Source organism: Sedimentitalea todarodis, from assembly GCF_032595355.1.
Lineage (GTDB): Bacteria > Pseudomonadota > Alphaproteobacteria > Rhodobacterales > Rhodobacteraceae > Sedimentitalea > Sedimentitalea todarodis.
Genome location: NZ_JASMWN010000005.1, coordinates 39702 through 55846 on the forward strand (window position 1 = coordinate 39702; position 16145 = coordinate 55846).

Annotated in this window: 15 protein-coding genes; 7 read left to right on the forward strand and 8 right to left on the reverse strand. The window is 60.6% G+C overall.

All coding sequences use genetic code 11. From position 1 onward, the window contains the following. Positions 1–67 precede the first annotated feature (67 nt). Positions 68–1462, reverse strand: coding sequence for a dihydrolipoyl dehydrogenase (gene lpdA, locus QO231_RS08360; protein WP_316775080.1), 1395 nt, complete (start codon positions 1460–1462; stop codon positions 68–70). A 154-nt stretch (positions 1463–1616) separates the two neighbouring features. On the opposite strand from lpdA, the gene QO231_RS08365 reads away from it, so the two are divergent. Next, entirely contained in the window at positions 1617–2060 is a 444-nt protein-coding gene (locus tag QO231_RS08365) for a DUF6674 family protein (RefSeq protein ID WP_316775081.1), read from the forward strand. Positions 2061–2071: 11 nt separating this feature from the next. On the opposite strand, the gene QO231_RS08370 is transcribed toward QO231_RS08365, so the two are convergent. From QO231_RS08370 to QO231_RS08385, 4 genes are all read right to left on the reverse strand, one after another. After that, entirely contained in the window at positions 2072–2650 is a 579-nt protein-coding gene (locus tag QO231_RS08370; RefSeq protein ID WP_316775083.1) for a DUF924 family protein, read from the reverse strand. A 102-nt stretch (positions 2651–2752) separates the two neighbouring features. After that, positions 2753–4033: an MFS transporter gene (locus QO231_RS08375; protein ID WP_316775085.1), complete on the reverse strand. Its 1281-nt coding sequence runs from the start codon at positions 4031–4033 to the stop codon at positions 2753–2755. Between the two features lie 106 nt (positions 4034–4139). After that, entirely contained in the window at positions 4140–5195 is a 1056-nt protein-coding gene (queA, locus tag QO231_RS08380; RefSeq protein WP_316775087.1) for a tRNA preQ1(34) S-adenosylmethionine ribosyltransferase-isomerase QueA, read from the reverse strand. 92 nt (positions 5196–5287) lie between these two features. After that, the gene (locus QO231_RS08385; RefSeq protein ID WP_316775088.1) at positions 5288–8563 is read right to left on the reverse strand and encodes a YhdP family protein; all 3276 of its coding nucleotides are present in this window, start codon (positions 8561–8563) and stop codon (positions 5288–5290) included. 156 nt (positions 8564–8719) lie between these two features. Here QO231_RS08385 and QO231_RS08390 point away from each other — a divergent pair, with 156 nt between their 5' ends. The 5 genes from QO231_RS08390 to QO231_RS08410 all read left to right on the forward strand — a co-directional run bounded on the left by QO231_RS08390 (position 8720) and on the right by QO231_RS08410 (position 12956). Then, positions 8720–9181, forward strand: coding sequence for a peroxiredoxin (locus QO231_RS08390; protein ID WP_316775089.1), 462 nt, complete (start codon positions 8720–8722; stop codon positions 9179–9181). A 187-nt stretch (positions 9182–9368) separates the two neighbouring features. Continuing rightward, on the forward strand, positions 9369–10046 hold the full coding sequence (locus QO231_RS08395; RefSeq protein WP_316775091.1) for a DUF6778 family protein: 678 nt from the start codon (positions 9369–9371) through the stop codon (positions 10044–10046). A 46-nt stretch (positions 10047–10092) separates the two neighbouring features. Continuing rightward, on the forward strand, positions 10093–10899 hold the full coding sequence (locus tag QO231_RS08400; RefSeq protein ID WP_316775452.1) for a ferritin-like domain-containing protein: 807 nt from the start codon (positions 10093–10095) through the stop codon (positions 10897–10899). A gap of 220 nt (positions 10900–11119) precedes the next feature. Then, a complete protein-coding gene (locus tag QO231_RS08405; RefSeq protein ID WP_316775092.1) occupies positions 11120–12490 on the forward strand; it encodes a DUF5930 domain-containing protein in 1371 nt (456 codons plus the stop codon). Continuing rightward, positions 12441–12956 carry a bactofilin family protein gene (locus tag QO231_RS08410; protein WP_316775094.1) on the forward strand — a complete coding sequence of 172 codons (516 nt, stop codon included), beginning with the start codon at positions 12441–12443 and terminating at the stop codon, positions 12954–12956. Before QO231_RS08405 ends, QO231_RS08410 begins: the two co-directional genes overlap by 50 nt. A gap of 102 nt (positions 12957–13058) precedes the next feature. On the opposite strand, the gene QO231_RS08415 is transcribed toward QO231_RS08410, so the two are convergent. From QO231_RS08415 to QO231_RS08425, 3 genes are all read right to left on the reverse strand, one after another. Then, positions 13059–13451 (reverse strand): cupin domain-containing protein, encoded by a 393-nt coding sequence (locus QO231_RS08415; protein WP_316775095.1) that lies wholly within the window; start codon positions 13449–13451, stop codon positions 13059–13061. A 229-nt stretch (positions 13452–13680) separates the two neighbouring features. After that, positions 13681–14229, reverse strand: a complete 549-nt coding sequence (locus QO231_RS08420) for a peptidylprolyl isomerase (RefSeq protein WP_316775097.1) — start codon at positions 14227–14229, stop codon at positions 13681–13683. After that, positions 14222–14728: a peptidylprolyl isomerase gene (locus tag QO231_RS08425; protein WP_316775099.1), complete on the reverse strand. Its 507-nt coding sequence runs from the start codon at positions 14726–14728 to the stop codon at positions 14222–14224. Before QO231_RS08425 ends, QO231_RS08420 begins: the two co-directional genes overlap by 8 nt. A gap of 130 nt (positions 14729–14858) precedes the next feature. Between QO231_RS08425 and QO231_RS08430 the strand changes: the two genes are divergently transcribed. Next, positions 14859–16049: a phosphoglycerate kinase gene (locus QO231_RS08430; protein WP_316775101.1), complete on the forward strand. Its 1191-nt coding sequence runs from the start codon at positions 14859–14861 to the stop codon at positions 16047–16049. Positions 16050–16145: the final 96 nt, after the last annotated feature.

The window sequence follows — 16145 nt, forward strand, 5'->3', positions numbered from 1 at the left end:
TAGGGCAGATCATACCCCCCCGGCAAGAGCGAGAATGGCAAAAAGGGCGCGCGCCCGGCGACTGCGATCACATGTGAATCACGCGGTCCCACGCGTCGAGAACGGATTCATGCATCATTTCGCTGAGGGTCGGGTGCGGGAAGACCGTATTCATCAAATCCTCTTCGGTGGTTTCGAGCTGCCGCCCCACCACGTACCCCTGAATGAGTTCCGTCACCTCTGCCCCCACCATGTGTGCGCCCAGCAATTCGCCGGTCCTGGCGTCAAACACCGTCTTGATCATGCCTTCGGGTTCGCCGAGGGCGATAGCCTTGCCATTGCCGATAAAGGGAAAGCGCCCGACCTTGATGTCATACCCAAGCTCTTTTGCCCTGGCCTCGGTAAAGCCGACGGAGGCCACCTGTGGCTGGCAATAGGTACATCCGGCAATGCTCTCCGGTTTGACCGGATGCGGATGCTTGCCCGCAATTAACTCGGCGACCATCACCCCTTCGTGGCTGGCCTTGTGCGCAAGCCAGGGCGCGCCGGCGATGTCGCCAATGGCATATAGCCCGTCAACGCCGGTCCGGCAGTATTCATCGACCACCACATGCGTCCGGTCGATCTTGACCCCAAGCGCCTCGAGCCCGAGGTTCTCGACATTGCCGACGATGCCGACCGCCGAAATCACCGTGTCAAACTCATGCGCCTCGGTCTTGCCGTTGGTCTCGATATGCGCGGTGACCTTGCCCTTGCCCCGGTCGAGTTTCTTGACGGCAGCCTTTTCCCTGATCGTCATGCCCTGCTTGGTGAATTGCTTGCTGGCAAACGCGCTGATCTCGGCATCCTCAACGGGCAGGATCCGGTCCATCACCTCGACAACCGTCGTGTCCGCCCCCAGCGTATTGTAGAAGCTGGCGAATTCAATGCCGATCGCACCCGAGCCGATGACCAGCAGTTTCCCGGGCATCCGAGCCGGTTGCAGCGCATGTTTATAGGTCCAGACCAGATCGCCGTCGGCCTCAATCCCCGCTAGTTCTCGCGCCCGCGCGCCGGTGGCCAGAACGATGTGCTTGGCGGAAAGCTCCTCCTGTCCCTTGTCGGTCTTGACGCTGACCTGACCCTTGCCGGTCAGCGCGGCCTCGCCCATCACTGTGGTAACTTTGTTCTTTTTCATCAGATGCCCGATGCCACCCGACAATTGCCCTGCCACATCTCGGCTGCGTTTGACGACGGCGTCGAGATCATAGCCGACCTTGTCCGCCTTGAGGCCGAATTCTGCGGCCCGCTCCATGAGATGAAACACCTCGGCGCTGCGCAGCATCGCCTTGGTCGGGATACAGCCCCAGTTGAGACAGATACCGCCCATATGCTCGCGCTCGACAATGGCCACGTTCAGACCCAGCTGCGCACCGCGAATGGCGGCGACATACCCGCCGGGACCCGCCCCGACAACGATCATATCATAGGATTTGGCGGCCATGTTTTACCTTGCTGTCAGAAGGGGTTGAACCAGTAGAGGACAGCCTAGCAACTGCCTCCCATCATTGCAAAGATATCAGCGTGCCGCCTCAAGATTGCGGTGGTCACCTGCCGGTCGCGTGGTAGTCTGACGTGGAAAAATCCGGAGCGACGCAATGGGAAAGACCCTGAAAGACCTGTTTCTCGCAGTGCTGAACGCCACCCTGATCCTGGTCGCGCTGTGCCTGTTCTTGCTGCTGACGCTGGCCAACAGGGCCAATTCGTTGACCGAGACCTTTGCAGAGCATCTTCAGATCGTGGCACCGCTTCAGGAAAGCGTTCAGACGACCGGGGCCGAGTTGGCGGCGTTGCGCGCTGATCTTGCAGAAATGAAAAACCAATCGGGAGAGGATTCATCGGCCACAATGGCGCGCATTCAAGATCGCGTGGAACAGATGGAGGCCAAGTTGGCCGACATGCAAGGCTCCCTTGCAGAGTTGCGCGCTGCGCCCAACCGCCTGTTGGATCATGCGATTCAAAAGGCCGGTGCCCAGGCCGTCATCAGCGTCACCCGCATCCGGGGATGTGTGCCCGCAGATGATGTATCACCACCGAGCTAGGCGTCGGTCGCCTAGCCTGCCTGCTGCATCTCACGCACCGTATTGCCATAGCCACCGGCGGTGACGTAAGCGGTTTCCGGCGCACTTGATGGCCGGGACAATGCATCGTTGCGATACGGGAAACGGCCGAACTTGCGGATCACCTCGCGATGCGCCCGCGCGTGCAACAGGTTGGATGCACCGTATTCCGGCATCCGTTCGCACATCAGACGAACGCATCGTTCCTGATCACACAGGTTTTCCGAGTGCATCATCGGCAGGTAAAAGAACTGCCGCGCCGGCTCACTTATTCGCATGTCCCAACGTCTGTCGACACAGGCCTTGGCCACCGCAAGCGCCGCATCGTCGGTCGAAAAGGCCTTGCTGCTGCCTCGGAACATGTTGCGGGGGAATTGATCTGTCAGGATGACATAGGCCAGAGACCCGCCAGGGTATGTAAGCCAGAGCGAGAACCGCCCGTCTCGTGCGCCTTCCCAGGAGGGTCCGAACCTTCGCGTGATTTCGCTGTCCAGATCGTTGTCTTGGGCGTACCAACCGGCTTCACCCACATCGTCCAACCAAAAACTCAGTACATCTTCAGGGCCAACCATGGTCCACTCCCTACTCTCTCAACATCCCCTTCCAAGTCACGCCTTCATTGAAACCTATTTACGGGATTATTACAGTAACAATTTACTACACTCGGGAAATTGTCAGCGTGAATGTGGCGTTTCCGTCACCTGATCATCCTCCAGATCGGCCTCGATGGCCAACTCCTGCGCATACTCAACAGCCACATATGTCGACGATGGGTACATCGCTGCAATGCTGCCGGTTTCCTCGATCGGCACCGCCGGGCGGCGGGTGCTGCGATACGCAGCATAGATTGCAAGCACAAACAACAACCCCGCCATGAACAGAAAGAAGCCCGGTGGCCCAATGACGTCATCATCCATCAGCCAGCCGATGATCAGCGGCCCGGTGATCGCACCCAACCCGTTGATAAACACCAGACCGCCCGAGGCCGCGGCCATATCTTCGTGATCGAGATAGTCATTGGTATGTGCAAGCAGCAGCGAATAAAGCGGATTGCTGAGACCACCGATCAGGAACGCGCCGAGCAGCAGAAACGTGAAATCGGAACCGAACAGCATCCCGATGCAGGCACCAATGCCGCCACAGCCTGATACGGCGAGGATCAACAGCCGCCGATCCATGCGATCCGATATCCAGCCCAGGGGATATTGCAGCAACATTGCCCCGATATAGAAGGTCGCCACAAAGATCGAAATCTGCGCCACGCTCAGCCCGGCCTTGGCACCGAAAACCGCGCTCATCCCGAATTGCGAGGCGAAGACTCCCCCCAGCAAGAACATCCCCACACAACCTAGCGGTGAGATTTTCAACAATTCCCGCAAAGTCATGGGTTTTGTTGTGTCAAACGCGGGAGTCGGGCTGATCGAAAGGAGAATCGGCGCAAACGAAATCGAAATCAACACCGACGCGATAACAAAGGTGACAAACCCCGCCGGATCACCCACCAGCATCAGCGCCTGGGCGGACACGATGCCGACCATCTGCACGATCATGTAGAGTGATAGCGCCTGACCGCGTGTTTCGTTGGTTGCCGAGTTGTTCAGCCAGCTTTCCGCAGTCACGTACACGCCGGAGAAACAAAAGCCGATGATGACACGGCCCAGGGCCCAGGCGATCGGATCGGTGAAGGTCGGATAGAGGATCATCACCGCGGAAATGAACGATGCCAGCGCCGCAAAGACACGCACATGCCCGACCCGGCGGATCATTTCCGGAGCCAGTCGCGATCCGCCGAGAAAGCCGAGAAAGTAGGATGACATCACGATCGACATCTGTAGCGTCGAGAACCCTTCGATCTCGCCACGCACACCAAGCAACGTGCCCTGAAGGCCGTTTCCAACCATCAGCAGCATCATGCCCAAAAGCAACGCCCACGAGCTCGACAGGACCTGTAACATCTCGCACCTCCGGTATCTGGCATTGCGGCTTAGGGGTCAGGTATCGCGGATCAGACCGGACGCGTCCCCCTTGGCAGCGACACACCGTGAGTCGCAAGAGGCAATTTCAGTCGTTTTGCGGGATCAGCAGCGAGGCATCGCCATAAGAGAAAAACCGATAGCCCTCCTGCACCGCGTGATCATAGATCCGGCCAATCCGACCCTGACCCATCAATGCCGCAACAAGCATCAGCAGTGTCGATTTCGGCAGATGAAAATTTGTCATCAGCGCATCCGTGACATGAAACCTGAAACCGGGATAGATAAAGATGTCGGTGTCCCCTTCCCAGGCCGCGATCTCGCCGCTGCGCGCCGCCGTTTCGATCAGGCGCAGGGCGGTGGTGCCCACCGGAACGATCCGGCCCCCCGCTGCGCGGGTGGCGGCGATTTCGGATGCGGCCTCGGCGCTGACCCGCCCCCATTCCGCGTGCATCTTGTGGGTGGTGACATCGTCGACCTTGACCGGCAGGAACGTCCCCGCCCCCACATGCAATGTCACTTCGGTGAAGTCCACGCCCCTCGCCCGCAACGACGACAACAGCGCCGCGTCAAAATGCAACGACGCCGTCGGCGCGGCGACCGCGCCGGAATTGCGGGCAAAGACGGTTTGATAGTCGGTCTTGTCACGCTCATCCGCGGCGCGCTTGGCGGCGATGTAGGGCGGCAACGGCATGGCACCGGCTTTGGCCAGTGCGGCATCGAATGCATCGCCCGTCAGGTTGAAGCGCATCATCCCCTGCCCGTCTGCCACATGGTCCAGCTCTGCGGCCAGCCCAGCGGCAAAGGTAACGACTTCGCCGGGTTTCAGCTTTTTCAGAGGTTTGATCAGTGCCGCCCATGTTCCGTCGGCGCGTGGCTCGAGCAGTGTGACTTCAATACGGGCGCTGGTTTGCCCCTGCGCGCTGGTGCGGAGGCGCGTACCGCTCAGGCGCGCCGGGATGACGCGGGTATTGTTCAGCACCAGCCGGTCTCCCGGGCGCAACCAGTCAGGCAGGTCACGCACCCCAGCATCGGTGATCTCATCCCCTTGCGCCACCAGCAGACGCGCGGCGCTGCGCGGCACCGCAGGACGGGTCGCGATGCGGTCATCGGGCAGGTCAAAATCAAAATCGCTCAGCTTCATCGGTGTGATCCAGTCAGGCGCTTGGAGTGGTCGGGAGTCGCTGGCTTTTATCTGCGGGTGAAAAGGGCTGCAATGGACCGAGGCGTCGGTCGTCAACGTCCCGCCCCTGCATCATCCGGCGTGATGTGCGGTTTTGCGGTGGGCGGTGGGGCGAACTCATCCACCGGTGGCGGTGCCCTGCGCAGGATGTCGCGCAAAAAGCCGGGCGTCAGACCGGAAAGCGGGTTGATGCCCACCTTGGGGTTCTTTGCCGGCCCGGTCAGGGTGTAGTTGAATCCGAACACGCCTTCGCCCTTGCGCGCAATGAGGTTCCCGACCTGATTGACCAGGTACAATGGCGATATGACACCCTGCATCCGCAACGTCCCGCTTGGCACGTCAAAGGTGCCATCCATCGACAGCCCCATCGCCGGGCCCGTCGCACTGCTTTCAAAAACTGTGACCTTGGAGGGGCCAAGTCGGAACTTGGCCTCGACGTTCGAAAACTGGATACCCTGCCCGGACATCTCATCCAGCAATCCGACGACGCTGATCGCATTGAGGAGCGCCGCTATGGCCGGGGCGTCGTGCACCTGGGTGTTGGTGATTTGAAGGGTGCCATCGAACTGCCCAGTTCGCACCCCGGGGCGCAGCGACATGTCAAAGTTGCCTCCCCGCGCCATCGTCAGCAAACCGGCAGAGCGCACGACTCCACCGGCGTCGCCTGAACGAATGCGAACCGCGCTGCGGCCCGATTGCGGTTGAACTTCACCGGAAACTTCTGTTTGGCCATTGACCTTGCCGCGGAACGGCCCCTTGACCCCGCCGGTGGTGCTGAATTTTCCGGTAAAGTCGGTGAGCGAGATCGTGTCTGTCACCTGTAGCCGATCCAGGGCGACGTCCATCCTGCCGCTCTCACCGCCGGACCCGCTCCCGAATGTTGCCTTGCGCACGTCCAGCGTACCGCTGAGGATTCGGATATCCGGAGGCGCGCTGCCCCGTCCGACCAGTTCGACCCCCGCATCGAGCCACCCATTCAACCGCACCGAGCTCAGCAATGCGCGATCCAGCCCGCCGCCCGGCCGGTTCGTGATTGCCCCGTTGGCAGTCAGCCCCGAGGCCTGGAGCACAAGCCGATCAATGCGGGTCTGGTCTCCGACAATTCCCGCGATTTCCAGTTTCCCGGTCACGGACGCGGGTTTCGCCCAGCCAAGCGGTGGCATCGAAAGGCCGACGCCGCGCAGGTCGGATGACAGTTTCAATTCCGGCGGCTTGCCCGCACCCAGAACCATCGAGAATTCAGCGCTGCCCTTGCCCGACACGCTGCCCTTGGGCAGTCCGATCCCGAACGTGTCAACCACACGCGACGACAGTTCGATAGTGCCATCCAGCTGGCTCGCCTTGGGTGCGTCCTTGCCCAAGGGTTGCTGCCAGCGTACCGACACCGGAACCGGGCCGATGTTCCCGTCCCCGGACACGCCGATCCCGTCCTGATCTCCGACAATCTCCATCTCCGCTGCACGGACAGTCTGGCCCGGAACCAACACCGTGCTCTGGACATCTGTAATTACACCGCTGAGATGGAATTCGAGTTCTTCAAACGGCACCTTCGGCTTCATTGGCAGCGCCAATGTCCCAGCCAGCCGTGCCTGACCATCAGCCATGTCAACCGGCAATGGCGTATCCTTGAGGACCGCCAGTGGCGGACGGTTCAGAAGCGACATCAGCGATGTCACCGATCCCGCGCCCTGCACTCGCACCACGGCAGGCGTGTCCGGCTTGACGGCCATTTCGGGAATGATGAATGACGTACCGGTGACATCGACCGCGCCACCTTCGTCGGCAATGATCTGCCCGGCGGTGGCGGTGGCGACAAACCGGTCATCCTCGATCGTGACCTGCCCGCGCGCGCCGGAGATCGGTGGCAACGTCTTGAGGAATTTCACCTCGGTGTCGTCATAGCTGAAATCCAGATAGACGTTGGGTCGCTCACCCGGGTTGATCCGCAAGGCAAACCCGATGTCCTGCAGGACGCCTCCGGAAATGTTCTCGTTCACCCACTTGCGAGGTTTCGGCGCGGCGCGATCCGGCCAGAGCTGTTTCAGCCGCTCGGGCGTCAACCGGTCCATGCTGCCATCGACCGCCAGCCGCCAACCTTCGGAGTGCGCATCAAGATTGCCCGAGAGATGCATTTGACTGTCCTGCTGCGTGATCAACATCTCACCCAGCGTCACCCGGAACGGAGCCAGCTGTAGCCTGAAATCCGCGGATGTTCTGGGGATTTCTACCGGGGTTTCGTACAAATCGTCAGGGTTCAGCGACAGGTCGGTCAAAGTAAGCTGCCCGATCAGATCGCTGAAGGCGCCAGACTCGATCCCCAGATATGCGCGGCCTTCGGCAGTGCCCGTCCCCCAGGCGCTCGCGACCGAGACCTCATCAAATATCAGCACCTGATCCCTGGGCGCATAGGTAAAGTAGCTGCGCGCGCCGTCAAAGGGGACCGGCCGGGTCGCATCGGTCGGTTGTACAACCCCCGCCCCGATCTGCAGCGTCGCCGACAAGGGGCCAAGTGCGCCGTCGCTGTCGACGCTGGCGCGCAACGCGCCTGAAATCGGTGCGCGCAACACGTCGAGCCAGGCCAGGGCCACGGATTGTGCGGCAATATCCTGTGCCGCGATCTGCGACACTGTCACGCCGATTTCGGCCTCTGTCTCGCCGATGCGGCTGACATAATTCATCGCGACAGCACCGGCGTTGGCGCCGCCGCTGAGCAGGGAAAAGCTGCTGGCGATGCGCAGATCGTCGATGTCACGGTTCAGCGTGATCTGACCGCCATCCAGCGTCCAGCTCCGGTTCTGGCGCAAGTCATCATAGCGCAGGGTCAGCGATTTCATCTCGACAGAGACAAGCGACGAAAGCGGAGGAGATGTCAGTCGGCGGTCCCACTCTTCGATCAGTTCGGGAATGCTCGCGGCCTCGCGGACCACGGATGACTGCTGTCCAAGTGCAAGCGACAACTTGCCGTCAGCCTTGCGCCTCAGGGTGATGAACGCGCCGCTCAGCGAAATCGACTTGGGCTGGATGCGCCCGCGCAACAGCGGACGCATCGCGAGACTGGCCTGCGCATCGGCAAGCTGGACGATGGGTCGGCCATCGGCCGCGCTGAGCGTGACATCGCGCAGGCGCACCCGTGGACGCCAGCCGCGATTGACCACCATTTCGACATCGCCAAACGCGATCTGAAGACCGCCCAGGTTCTCTTCGATTCGTGTTTCGATCCGACTGCGCAACCAATCCGGCATGGTCAGGGTCTGGCCAATTCCCCAGAGCGCGAAAACGCCAACCAGAACCGCCAGTACAGAGGCGCTGTATACGGACCAAATCCCCATCCGGCGCCTGCGCGACCGGCGGCGCGGCGGCTTTGCGCCCGCTTGGTTGTCGGTTTTGGGCTCTGTCGTCATGAAAACCGGTCTGCGCGCCTTTTCGTTTTGCCGGAACAACCTATTGTCGATCGTATCTCTGACTCAATCATACGGAATTCGCTCATGCCTGACGTCAACGACCTCGCCCCCGACTTTGCTCTGCCCTGCACCGGCGGCGGAACCATCCGTCTTTCTGAACTGCGTGGTCAGACGGTTGTTCTCTTTTTCTATCCCCGTGATGATACGCCGGGCTGCACCAAGGAATCCATCGGATTTTCTGACGCGCACCATGCCTTTTCTGATGCCGGGACGGCGGTGTTCGGCATTTCCAAGGACAGCCTGTCAAGCCACGACAAATTTGCCGCCAAACACGGATTGGGCGTGCCACTCTTGTCAGACGAGAACGGCCAGACCTGCGAAGATTACGGCGTCTGGAAAGAGAAAAAGATGTACGGCAAGACGTTCATGGGCATTGAACGCACGACCGTGTTGATCGACCCGGACGGGCAGGTCAGTCACATCTGGCGCAAGGTCAAGGTCCCCGGTCATGTCGACGAGGTCCTGGCCACCCTAAAGCAAGGCTAGCCATAGGTAGGGCGACGGCTGTGGGTTAAAGGCCACTATTATGGTGTGTCGAGGTACAGAAGTGACAGATTTGCCTACACAGCCGCGCCTTTCTGGCGTACCGAAACGCAGTATCTGTGCCAGTTGGGCGGTCTTGTTCAAATCGGCGTATCCGACGAGTTGATGTCTTAAGTGCGGGAGAGCCCAAATGCTCCGAACCTACAATGCCTTTTCTATCATTGCCGACACAGGTGTCGCGACGTTGGCACGCCTTCACCGCAGCGTGCGTCTGGCGATCATGTTTCTCGCGGGCGCATTCATGTTGACCGCATGCGAGCGGGAATGGTCAACCGACTATGACGAGCCGCTTTCGAGTGCCGCCACCGCGAACTGGCGTGTGAGCAGTGTTCAAGTCTCTGTGCCTGACACGTTGACCGTATCGGATGTGAACAGGTTCTTCGTCGAAGCAGACATCGTGTGGCACGGCGACCCTGCCGGCGACCGGCGCGCGCAGGTCAAGGCGATCACGACGGCGGGTGTGCAAGAGGCCGCACGGGGTCTGAACGGCTCTCGCCCGGTGGTTCTGGACGTCACGGTTCTGCACTTTCACGGCGTGTCCCCGATCACGGTGGCGCGCGCCCCGGGCGCCGTCCACAATATGAAATTTGCGGCGCAGGTTCGCGATGCGCGCACCGGCGCAACCTTGACCGAACCAACCCTGATCCTGGCCGAAATGCCGGCACTGGTGGGTGAAGCGGCATATTACGCGGCACAGTTCGGACCGACTCAGAAAGAGCGCGTAACGGCACATATCGCCGCGACCTTCAGCGGCTGGTTGGGAACCGGGCCAGACAATCGCGGCAGCTTTATCAGCGTCGGAAAATGAAGACCCTGCCTGCGTTGCGCGGCGCGTGACACTCTCCCTTGCCCAGATGGCGACCGAGGTTCTTCAGACCGCTGACGGCCGCGAAAAGACAAGAGTGTCGCGACAGCACGCGGCGCGCTGGTTTTCCGCTCGCCATGGTCAGACGAATGACATTCCGGTCGGCACGGCGACGCCGCCAATGCACCCGTCTCGGCCACCGCAGCCAGAGTTGCTCTCGCCGCGCGACGTTCCCCGCAGGCGTCCGGGCAGCCCCGCTGGCCGGGTCGCACTCCTGCATGCTGTTGCCCATATCGAACTGAACGCAGTCGATCTGCATTGGGACATCATTGCGCGGTTCACCGACGTCCCGATGCCGATCGGGTTCTATGACGACTGGGTCAGGGCAGCCGACGAGGAAAGCAAGCATTTCAACCTGATGTGTGATTGCCTTGAAGCGTTTGGCAGCCACTATGGCGCCCTGCCCGCCCATGCGGGCATGTGGCGCGCAGCCGAGGATACCGCGGAAGATTTCATGGGGCGCCTTGCCGTTGTTCCGATGGTACTCGAAGCGCGTGGTCTGGATGTGACCCCGGGCATGATCGAACTGTTTCGCAAGGCCGGGGTCGAGCAGGCCGTCGCTGCGCTGGAAACGATCTATGCCGAAGAGGTTGCGCATGTCGCCTACGGGTCCAAGTGGTTCCATTTCCTTTGCGGTCGCCACGATGTTGATCCGCGAGAGGTCTTTCACGATCTGGTAAGACGCTATTTCCACAGTCCGCTCAAGCCGCCGTTCAACGAGGAAAAGCGCGCAGAGGCAGGTATTCCACCCGATTTCTACTGGCCGCTGACAGAGCGACAAAACAACGCGGAGTGAAACGGGCCGCTTTCCCTGGACGGCAATCCCTTGCCGATCCACAGCCGCAAAGCCATTGATTTCGGCAAGATTTCGCCGGTTTCGCGCAATCTGTCCGCTACGCGCCTGTTACAGGTTCGGCGAACTTGCTCAGGACAGACGCTATGTTTAATGACCGCTAAGGCGCGAGGCCTACGCTGTCTCGGTTGCCGCCACGAGGGATGGAATTAGGGATGAGCGCGTGCGCACCAGGCTTGCGATAAGGATACATGCGGCGATGGAACGCTTGTTCCCCGAGCGCCGGGTCTTCCTCAAATCTGATGAGGATACGCGTTTTGTCCGGCTTCGGCCGATGACTCAGCTGTTGATCGGCGCAGGCATGTCTGCTGTTGTCGCCTGGGCCATCATCGCAACGGCAGTTCTGCTCATGGACAGCATCGGGTCCGGCAATTTTCGCGAACAGGCCAAGCGCGAACAGGACATGTACCAGGACCGGCTGAATGCCTTGGCATTGGAACGCGACGCCCGTGCCGAAGAGGCTTTGGCGGCGCAACAGCGGTTCAATGCGGCCCTTGGCCAGATCTCGATCATGCAATCCGAACTGCTTGCCTCGGAAACCCACCGGCGCGAACTGGAAACCGGGATCGAAGTGATCCAGGCAACCCTGCGCGACACCATGGGTGACCGTGAATTGGCGCGAACGGAACTGGCGGCACTGCAAGCGGAGCAGACCACGCCCGGAACGGCACAGACCTCCAACAGCGGCTCGCCCGCGCCGATCAACTTCATGGCCGATGCGCTGGCGCAAACGGCAAATGAACGCGACCAGATCCTGGAAAATGCCCGGCATGCACTCGAACGGGCCGCCGAGCTGGAGCATGACCTGAAACTGAAAGAAGAACAAAACGACCAGATTTTCCGGCAGCTTGAAGAGGCAATGACCATTTCGGTTGCGCCTCTCGACAAGATGTTCCGCACCGCAGGCATGCCCACCGACAAGATAATCGAGCAGGTTCGCCGCGGGTATAGCGGCCAGGGCGGTCCCTTGACACCCCTGTCCTTTACCACCCGCGGCGAAGACGAACCGACTGTGGATGAGTTGCGGACCAACCGCATCCTCGCGCAGATGGACCTGCTGAACATGTATCGAATCGCTGCCGAACGCGCGCCGTTTGCGAGCCCGATCAAGGCCGCCGTTCGATACACCAGCGGATTCGGATATCGGCGCGACCCCAAGACCGGTGGCCGGCGGATGCACAACGGGTCGGATTTCGCAGGCCCGTCGGGCACGGATATTCTGGCGACGGCGGATGGCATTGTGACCCATGCGGGTTGGCAATCGGGCTTTGGCAGACTGATCAAGATCCAGCACGATTTTGGCATCGAAACCCGATATGCCCATAACTCGCGCATTCGCGTCAGGAAGGGTCAAAGGGTCTCGCGTGGCGATCACATTGCTGATATGGGTAGCACCGGACGGACGACCGGCACCCATCTTCACTACGAAGTTCGGGTGAATGGGACGCCTGTAAACCCCATGATCTACATCAAGGCTGCAAGTAATGTTTTCGAAGAGCAAGATAAACGAACCGGGCTCAAAAACGACCGATGACGCGAAGACGGCGGCGCCCTCTGCGGGGCCTGCTGCACCATCATCGACAGGTGACTACAAGGCCAGCGCGCCCAAGGCAAAGCCCCCCGCATCGACCCTGTCTGCAGACCTGCATGTCACAGGCAATCTCAAGACAACCGGAGACATCCAGGTCGAGGGCACCGTCGAGGGCGACATCCGCGCTCACTTGCTGACCATCGGCGAGACAGCGACGATCAAAGGAGAAGTGATCGCGGATGATGTGGTGATCAACGGTCGAATCGTTGGTCGCGTTCGTGGCCTGAAGGTCCGCCTGACATCGACCGCACGGGTCGAGGGCGACATCATCCACAAGACCATCGCGATCGAGAGCGGCGCGCATTTCGAAGGCTCCGTGCAGCGTCAGGATGATCCGCTGAACCCCGGCGGCGCAGGCAAGGCACAGGGTGCAAACCCCGCTGCCGCCAAGGTTATGTCGCAGGGCTGAGCCCCAGAGAAGGGAATGCACTATGGGCGCCGCATGTGACTGCGGGCCCTTTGCCAGAAGTATGGTAGGTCGCACCCGATTGCCGAGGCGGCCTACACGCGCTCACCGGTTGCCGACTGTTGGTTCCCAGACGCCTTCAAGATGCGATGCCTCGTGATCTCCGGGCCAAGGAGGCATCGTGATACAAATGAACTTCAGAGGCTGCAGCCCAACGTTTCGGTATTGAAAGGCTGTTCCGACGGGGATGTCAATTGAGACGCCAGGTACAAGGCTGGTGACCCTCTCCTCATCCCCCTCTCGCCGCCAAATCTCTCCATCACCTTCCAGAACAAACCAGAACTCACTGACATTTTCATGAACAGTTGCCCGGTTGATCTGACCTGCGGGAACGGTGCTGTGGATCATGTTTCCCGTCGTTCCATCCATGATGAAACGAATGTCTGCACCGGCAGGCGATTTTGCATCTGCCTCCAGTGGCAAAGTTGTTTCTTTCATGAAGGCGCTCCAAAGCGTTTAGCCTGGTAAGAGCGGCGGGCTCGGTCAAGAGCGGCATATTCCCGCCCAGCTGACTGCCATGAAAAAACGGAGCCTCGCAGACGATTGCGAGGCTCCGCTTCCTTGTTGGACCGATACACCCAACGCGCCTGTCCTGACACGAGAACCCATCTGACACGGGCTTGACCGAGACACGGCGCCTTTTTCGTTTCGGCGAAGGGTGCCTGGATCAGTCGATGACCGTGACCGATTTCATCACATCAGGCGCGCCAACAACGCTGCCGTTTCTGCCCTCGCCGCGCTTGATCGCGTCGACGACATCCATACCCTCCGTGACACGCCCGATCACGGTATATTCACCGTTCAGGAAATGACCTTCATCGAACATGATAAAGAACTGGCTGTTGGCGCTGTTGGGGTCCTGCGAACGGGCCATACCGACAACGCCCCGATCAAACGGGACATCCGAAAACTCGGCGGCCAGATTGTCCCGGTCAGATCCCCCCATGCCCGCACGGCTCATATCACCACCAAGCTTGCCGAATTCGACATCCCCGGTCTGGGCCATGAAGCCGTCTATGACGCGATGAAACGCCACGTCATCGTAGGCCCCTTCGGACGCCAGCGCGGTGATCTGTTCCACGTGGCCGGGTGCAAGGTCTTCCAGCAGATCGATGGTAACGGTCCCGTTGGCCCCTTCACCTTCGATCTCGACCTGAAGTCCGGTCGCCAGTGCGGGGCTGGCCAAGAGCGCAAAAACCGCAGCAAGCTTATGCATCGGCGGCCACCTTGACGCTGATCATCCGATCCGGGGACGCAGGCGGCTCGCCTCGCGTGATGGCATCAACATGTTCCATGCCTTCGATCACGCGGCCATAGACCGTGTATTGACCATTGAGAAAGCTGTTGTCCTTGAAGTTGATGAAAAACTGCGAGTTGGCGCTATTGGGATTTTGCGACCGGGCTGCACCCAGGGTTCCACGGTCATGGGGCAGCTTCGAGAATTCCGCCGGAAGATCATCCATGTCCGAACCGCCGGTGCCTGCCCGGCCGATGTTGAATCCGTCTTCCATGTCGCCATGCTGTACATCGCCGGTCTGGGCCATGAAGCCATCGATCACGCGGTGAAAGCAGACATTGTCATAGGCACCGGCGCGGGCCAGGTCCTTCATCCGCTGGGTATGCAGCGGCGCGACATCGGCCAGAAGCTCGATGGTGACGGTACCGTCTTTCAGTTCCATCAGGATGGTGTTTTCGGGGTCTTTGATCTCGGCCATCTGGCCCTCCTGTCCAACTATGTTGCGCAGATATCTAAGGCCGGGACACGGGAATGCCAAGTGAGCCATTGACGATGAGCAGAAATGTGAGAAAAAGCGCCAGACTTCATCAGAGCACGGGGATAGGCCAATGAGCTGGAATACGCTGGACGACATGGACATCGCGGGAAAACGGGTTCTGGTGCGGGTTGATATCAACGTCCCCGTCGACGATGGCGCTGTCACGGACGACACCCGCATCCGGCGGGTGAAACCGACCATTGCCGACATTTTGGCGAAAGGCGGCAAGCCCATCCTGCTCGCCCATTTCGGTCGGCCCAAGGGCAAGCATGTTCCGGACATGTCCCTGCGTCTGCTGGTTCCGGCACTGGAAGCGAGGCTCGGCGCTCCGGTCGCCTTCTGTGCGGATTGCCGGGGTGACGCCGCCCAGGCGGCGATCGGAGCATTGGCAGACGGCTCGGTCCTTCTCCTGGAGAACACCCGGTTTCAGACCGGCGAAGAAAAGAACGACCCGGCGCTCGCGACAGAATTTGCGGAACTCGGCGATATCTACTGCAACGATGCGTTTTCGGCAGCACACCGGGCGCATGCCTCGACCGAAGGGGTGGCGCGATTGTTGCCTGCCTGTGCAGGTCGGTTGATGGAGGCGGAACTGACGGCCCTGGAAGCGGCCCTCGGCACACCGGAACGACCTGTCGCGGCGGTGGTTGGAGGGGCCAAGGTTTCGACCAAGCTCGACCTGTTGGGGAATCTCGTCGAAAAAGTCGACCACCTGATCATTGGCGGTGGCATGGCCAATACATTTCTCGCGGCCCAGGGCGTGAATGTAGGCAAATCCCTGTGCGAGCATGACATGACCGACACGGCGAACGCGATCCTGGGCAAGGCGGAGCGCACAGGCTGTACGATCCTCCTGCCCGTAGACGTTGTCGTCGCGCGTGAGTTCAAGGCAGGGGCGGCGAACCAGACGGTGCCCGCCGATCAATGCCCGGACGACTCGATGATTCTGGACGCGGGTCCGGAAACAGTGCGCCAGATCGCAGCGGTATTGGACACGACAAAAACGCTGATCTGGAACGGCCCGATGGGCGCCTTTGAAATCGAGCCGTTTGACGCGGCGACCAATGCCGCCGCGCGTCAGGCGGCCGCGCAGACGCGCGCGGGACGGCTGACAAGCGTCGCCGGAGGCGGTGACACCGTGGCCGCCCTGAACCAGGCCGGCGTAGCCGGTGATTTCACCTATATCTCGACCGCGGGCGGCGCATTCCTCGAGTGGATGGAGGGCAAGACACTGCCAGGTGTCGCCGCATTGCAAACCTGATTCTATTCGGCATCCACCAGCGGACCCATGGCAGCGGCAGGTCTGTTCGCGCTAACGCGATTGCAACCTGCAAGGCCCTGTCTTAAACCCTTGCAG